Source organism: Microthrixaceae bacterium (assembly GCA_023957975.1).
Lineage (GTDB): Bacteria > Actinomycetota > Acidimicrobiia > Acidimicrobiales > Microtrichaceae > JAMLGM01.
Window position 1 is genome coordinate 1 of sequence record JAMLGM010000023.1, and the last position, 6,104, is coordinate 6,104.

Consider the following 6,104-nt stretch of genomic DNA (forward strand, 5'->3'; position numbering starts at 1 on the left):
GTCGCCGGCCGAGGAGCAGTTCTCGCGAATCCGACTCGGCAACGCCTGGACCGTCGTCGGCGACAAGCGCCTGAAACTGATGGCGGCGCAACTCGTCCGCGACGGCGACGGTGCCGGCGACGGCGCCAGCGACGTGACGATCCGCTACGAGACGGTTCAGGCGGAGGGAAAGACCCCCATGGCCTTCGAGGACTGGTGGCGCGGGGCCACCGCAGAACAGCGGGCGGCGTTTTCATGAGTGAGTCGCGCAAGCCCGCCCCGAGACCCGGCCAGAGACCCGGCCAGAAACCTGGCCACAAGTCCGGCCCGAAGCCCGGCCAGAAGTCGGCTCGTGAGATCGCCATCGATGCACTCGTCGCCATCGACAACGACCGGTCGTTCGCCAATCTTCGACTCGGTCCGATGCTGGAGCGCAGCGGACTCGACGACCGCGATCGACGGTTCGTCACCGAGATGGTCTATGGAGCGATCCGTCGTCGCCGTTCCCTCGATCATCTCGTCGATCGGTTCCTGTCCAGCGACCCTCCGTCGGTGGCCCGCGCCGCGTTGCGCCTCGGCGCCTACCAACTGCACTACCTGGAGGTGCCCGACCACGCAGCGGTGTCCGCCACCGTGGACGCGACTCCGAAGCGGTTTCGCGGCGTCGTGAACGCCGTGTTGCGCAAGGTGGCCTCGAACCCGGTCGTGTGGCCAGATGTCGGCACCGAGTTGAGCTACCCGGACTGGATCGTCGAGCGGCTCAGCGAGGACCTCGGTTCCGACGTGGCGATCGAGGCGCTCGAGGTGATGAATACCGCCCCTGAGGTGGCGATTCGCAGCGACGGCTACATCCAGGATCGCAGCAGTCAACGAGTGGTCGCCGCGTTGCCGATCGAAGCCGGGCAGTTGGTGCTCGACGCGTGCGCAGCGCCCGGCGGCAAGGCCACCGCCATGGCCGGTCGCGGTGCTCGGGTGATCGCCGCCGATCTGCGGCTCAAGCGGGTCGGCCTGATCGCCAAGAACTCGGCAGCGACGGCCGCGAACCGGCCAGACGGTGGCGCGCTGTGGCCGGTGGTGGCCGACGGGCGCCACCTACCGCTGGCACGGCGCAGCGTCGACGGGGTGCTCGTCGACGCACCGTGTTCGGGGCTCGGGGTGCTTCGCCGGCGGGCCGACGCACGATGGCGCATCGAGCCCGCAGATGTCGATCGCCTGGCGTCGATCCAGTTCGATCTGCTGGTCGAGGCCGCCCGCGCCGTGAGCGGCGGCGGATGGCTCGCCTACAGCGTGTGCACCCTGACCAACGCGGAGACGATCGACGTCGCAACGCGATTCGTCGCTCAGCACCCGGATTTCGAACCCATCGAGTTCGTCGAGGGCCCGTGGGAGGCCATCGGAACGGGAGGGTGCCTGTTGCCCCAGGCCGACGACAGCGACGGGATGGCGCTGTTCATCTGGCGGTATCGCCCGTAGCGGTAGCACCCGTGGCGGTGAGGGTGGCCGGAGGGCGTAGTCTCTGGGCCATGAGTGCGCAGGACCAGACCCAGAACGCCGGTGTTCGCTACGAGGCGAAGGTGCTCACCGTTTCGGACAGCGTGGTGCTCGGCAACCGGCCCGATACCAGCGGGCCGGCCGTGGTCGAGTACCTCGAGGAACACGGGTTCACCGTCGTCGACGCCAGGGTGTGCGCCGATGGTTCCGAGACCGTGGCCAACCAGCTGTCGTCGATGTCGTTCAACTTCTGGGGGATCATCGTCACCGCCGGCGGGACGGGATTCGGGCCTCGGGATCTCACCCCCGAAGGAACCGTTCGCATCCTCGACCGTCGGGCCTACGGGTTTTCCGAGGCCATGCGTGCCACCGACCCCAAGGGCAGGTTGTCGCGTGGGGTGTCGGGCACCCGGGGCAGTGCGCTCATCATGAATGTTGCCGGTTCGCCGAGTGCGTCGCGGCCGATGCTCGACGCCGTGATCGATGTCGTGCCCTATGCGCTCGACCTGATGGCCGGCAAGACCCCGGACTGAACCGGACCGAAACGCCGCACCGCAGAACGCCGCAACGCCGCAACGACAGCCGCACCGCACCGCACCGCACCGCAGCGATCCGCACCGTTCCGCCCGCACCGTTCCGCCACATCCCGTTCCGGTCGAAAACGGAACGGCCGCTACAATTTCGACCACCCGCCTGTTACCCTCACGAGGACCATGTCAGAGAACTTCACCGCGATCGACCGCGAATGCATGGCGCGTGCGATCGCCGCCGCATCACAGGTTCGATGTGCAACCGCGCCCAATCCGTGGGTCGGAGCCGTCGTTCGCGGTGCGGACGGGGTGATCTACGAAGGGGCGACGATGGAGCCCGGCAAGGCCCACGCCGAAATCGTCGCGCTCGCCGCCGCAGGAACCGCGGCACAGGGTTCCACGGTCTATGTCACCCTCGAGCCGTGCAGCCACACCGGGCGCACCCCGCCCTGTGTCGATGCGCTCATCGAAGCCGGAATCTCCCGGGCGGTCATCGCCCTCGAGGACCCCGACGAACGGGTGAACGGTCGGGGGATCGAGGCGCTGCGTGCCGCGGGCATCACCGTCGAAGTCGGGCTGTACGCAGATCGGGTCGCCACCCAACTGGCGCCCTACATCAAACACCGAACCACCGGCCGCCCCTATGTCGTGTTGAAGATGGCGGCGTCGGTGGATGGATTCACCGCAGCCCCCGACGGTTCGAGCCAGTGGATCACCGGCCCCGCAGCACGCGCGGATGGCCATCGCATCCGCGCCGAGAGCGATGCGGTCATCGTCGGTGCCGGGACCGTACGACGCGACAATCCCTCGCTCACCGTGCGCGACTATCACCCGCCGGTGCTGCCCGAACACGGCACGGTCGACCCGCTTCGAGTCATCCTCGCCAACTCGGCGGTCGACCCCGAGGCAAAGGTGCAGCCCTGCCGCGAGATGCGCGGCGAGCTCGTCGACATCCTCGACGAGCTCGGAAACGACGGCATCTTGCAGGTGCTCGTCGAAGGCGGCGCCCAGGTCGCCGGCGATTTCCACCGCGCCGGCCTCGTCGACAAGTTCGTGCTCTACCTGGCCCCGGCGCTGTTCGGCGGCGGCGACGCCCGAGGGCTGTTCACCGGCCTCGGCGCCTACAGCATCGACGACGTCTGGCGGGGTCGATTCGACACGGTCGAACGGGTCGGCGGCGACCTTCGCCTCGAACTCACGCCCGCCACCGCTGCGGCGGATTCCCAGGAACGGAGATAGAGGTGTTCACCGGCATCGTCGAGGAACTCGGAACCGTTGTGTCCCGCGAGGGCTCCCGGCTGCGCATCGCCGCGACCGCGGTGCTCGACGGAGTGCAACTGGGCGACTCCACCGCGGTCAACGGGGTGTGTCTCACCGTGGTCGCCTGGCAGGACCCGACCGACGCTCACCCCGGATGGTGGGAGGCCGACGTGTCGCCCGAGACCTACCAACGCAGTGCGCTCGGAACGCTCGAACCGGGCGACCGGGTCAACCTCGAACGCCCGGTTCGGCTCATGGATCGCCTCGGCGGACACCTCGTGCAGGGTCACGTCGACGCCGTCGGAACCGTCGCCGCTGCGGTGCCGGACCTGCGGGTCACGATGCCCGCGGAACTGACCCGTTACGTCGTCGAGAAGGGGTCGATCACCGTCGACGGCGTCTCACTCACCGTGGTCGATGCGCTCGACGACGGGTTCACCGTGGCGGTCATCCCACACACCGCCGAGGTCACCACCCTCGGGCAACGAGGGGTGGGCGACCTGGTGAACCTCGAGGTCGACGTGACCGCCAAGTACATCGAACGACTCATCGCCGCCCACCTGCCGAGCGCGGAGTCGGACCAGAGAGGAACCGCATCATGACCAGAGGTGCAACAAACCCCGATTCGATCTTCGCCACGATCCCCGAGGCGGTCGCAGCCATCGGACGCGGGGAGATCGTCGTGGTCGTCGACGACGAGGACCGTGAGAACGAAGGCGATCTCATCATGGCCGCCGAGCACGCCACCCCCGAGGCGATCACGTTCTTCGTCCGCCACACCTCCGGGGTGATCTGTGCTCCGCTCACCGGAGACCGGCTCGGCGAGCTCGACATCCCACTCATGGTGCACGACAACACCGAGGCTCAGCGCACGGCGTTCATGCACACCGTCGACTACCGCCACGGGACCACCACCGGGATCTCCGCCGCCGACCGCTCGGCCACCATCCAGGCGCTGTGCGACCCCGCCACCCGGCCCGGCGACCTCGCCCGGCCCGGCCACATCTTCCCCCTGCGCTATGCGGAGGGCGGTGTGCTCAAGCGGGCCGGCCACACCGAGGCGGCGGTCGACCTGGCACGCATGGCCGGCTGCTATCCCGCTGGTGTGCTGTGTGAGATCGTCAACGACGACGGAACGATGGCCCGCGTGCCCGACCTCGTCGAGTTCTGCAAGGAACACGGCCTGTTGATGATCTCGATCGCCCAGATGGTCAAGTATCGGCGCCAGACCGAAAAGCTCGTGCGGCGCGTCGCCGAGGCCCAGATCCCCACCGACTGGGGCGAGTTCACCTGTTACGTCTACGAGTCGGTTCTCGACGGCGAACAACACGTGGCCATGGTGCGGGGAGCGGTCGCCGGCGAACAGGACGTGTTGGTTCGCGTCCACTCCGAATGCTTGACCGGCGACGTGTTCGGCTCGATGCGCTGCGATTGTGGCACGCAGCTGTCGGGGGCCATGGAGCGCATTGCCCAGGAGGAGCTCGGGGTGATGGTGTACCTGCGCGGCCACGAGGGGCGCGGCATCGGTATCGGCCACAAGATCCGCGCCTACAACCTGCAGGAACAGGGGATGGACACCGTCGAGGCCAACGTCGCACTCGGCCTGCCCGTCGACTCGCGCGAATACGGCATCGGCGCACAGATCCTCAACGACCTCGGCATCACCACCATGCGCCTCATCACCAACAACCCCTCGAAGTTCGGTGGCCTCGACGGGTTCGGACTCGAGATCACCGGTCGCGTGTCGATCCCGGCGCAGCCCAATCAGCACAACATCAACTACCTGCGCACCAAGGTCGAACAGATGGGCCACCTGATCGAAGGGGTCGACTGAGATGGCGCCGACTGAGGCAGCGCCGACTGAGATGGCGCCGAACGACTATCGGATTGCGATGATCGCGGCGCAATGGCACGCCGAACTCGTCGACGTCGCGACCACCTCGTGTCGTGACCACCTCGTCGCATCGGGGGTGGCGGCCGAAGCGATCCGGCTCATCACGGTGCCCGGCAGCCTCGAATTGCCGCTCGTCGCACAGTTGGCGGCGACCTCCGGAGATTTCGATGCGGTCCTCGCGTTCGGTCTTGTGGTCGACGGGGGGATCTACCGCCACGAGTTCGTGGCCAATGCCATCCTCAACGGTTTCGTCGCGGTCTCCACGGCGACCGAGGTGCCGGTGCTCTCCGCGGTGTTGACCCCGCAACGCTTCGACGAGAACGATCCCGGCGACCTTGCGTTCTTCGCCGAGCACCTGGTCGGTAAGGGAATCGAAATCGCTCGGTCAGCACTCGAGGTCGTCCCGGTGGTGCGAGCATTGCGACAGGAGGTCAGGTGATGGGTGTCGATCAGGCATATGAGGGGCGCGAACTGCCCGAACTCGACGGGTCGGGATTGTCGATCGGGGTGGTGTGCGGGCGCTTCAACGACCACGTGACCGCGCGCCTGCTCGACGGCGTGACTCGCGGGTTGCGCGACTGCGGCGTGGCCGATGAGAACGTGACCATCGAGTGGGTTCCAGGTGCGTTTGAGGTTCCGTTCGCGTCGATGGCGCTCATCAACTCGGGCACGTTCGATGCGATCATCGGGCTCGGATGCGTGATCCGCGGAGACACCAGCCACTACGACTTCGTGGCGGGGGAGTGTGCGCGGGGCCTCCAGGAGGTTGCCCTCGCCACTGGGGTGCCGGTCATCTTCGGTGTGCTGACCACCGAGAATCTCCAACAGGCCCTCGACCGTTCCGAGGATGCCGGCGGCCATAACGTGGGCGAGGAGGGTGCCCGCACCGCGGTCGAGATGGCGCTGCTCGCCGAGAAGTACCTGCCCGATCACGTCCACGACGAGAACTG

8 protein-coding genes are annotated in these 6,104 nt (G+C 67.6%); all 8 read left to right on the forward strand.

Features of this window, described 5'->3' with window-relative positions; all coding sequences use genetic code 11:
- Positions 1-238 (forward strand): hypothetical protein (locus M9952_16485; GenBank protein MCO5314522.1); only part of this gene is annotated, 238 nt, incomplete at its 5' end.
- On the forward strand, positions 235-1,452 hold the full coding sequence (locus M9952_16490) for a hypothetical protein (protein ID MCO5314523.1): 1,218 nt from the start codon (positions 235-237) through the stop codon (positions 1,450-1,452). The genes M9952_16485 and M9952_16490, both read left to right, overlap by 4 nt.
- Before the next feature lie 50 nt (positions 1,453-1,502).
- Positions 1,503-2,003: a MogA/MoaB family molybdenum cofactor biosynthesis protein gene (locus M9952_16495; protein ID MCO5314524.1), complete on the forward strand. Its 501-nt coding sequence runs from the start codon at positions 1,503-1,505 to the stop codon at positions 2,001-2,003.
- A gap of 180 nt (positions 2,004-2,183) precedes the next feature.
- A complete protein-coding gene (gene ribD, locus M9952_16500; GenBank protein MCO5314525.1) occupies positions 2,184-3,239 on the forward strand; it encodes a bifunctional diaminohydroxyphosphoribosylaminopyrimidine deaminase/5-amino-6-(5-phosphoribosylamino)uracil reductase RibD in 1,056 nt (351 codons plus the stop codon).
- Positions 3,240-3,241: 2 nt separating this feature from the next.
- On the forward strand, positions 3,242-3,862 hold the full coding sequence (locus M9952_16505; protein MCO5314526.1) for a riboflavin synthase: 621 nt from the start codon (positions 3,242-3,244) through the stop codon (positions 3,860-3,862).
- Positions 3,859-5,094 carry a bifunctional 3,4-dihydroxy-2-butanone-4-phosphate synthase/GTP cyclohydrolase II gene (locus tag M9952_16510; protein MCO5314527.1) on the forward strand — a complete coding sequence of 412 codons (1,236 nt, stop codon included), beginning with the start codon at positions 3,859-3,861 and terminating at the stop codon, positions 5,092-5,094. Before M9952_16505 ends, M9952_16510 begins: the two co-directional genes overlap by 4 nt.
- 1 nt (position 5,095) lies before the next feature.
- Entirely contained in the window at positions 5,096-5,593 is a 498-nt protein-coding gene (locus M9952_16515) for a 6,7-dimethyl-8-ribityllumazine synthase (GenBank protein ID MCO5314528.1), read from the forward strand.
- Positions 5,593-6,104, forward strand: a 512-nt coding sequence (ribH, locus tag M9952_16520; GenBank protein MCO5314529.1) for a 6,7-dimethyl-8-ribityllumazine synthase, incomplete at its 3' end; no start/stop codon positions are given. The genes M9952_16515 and ribH, both read left to right, overlap by 1 nt.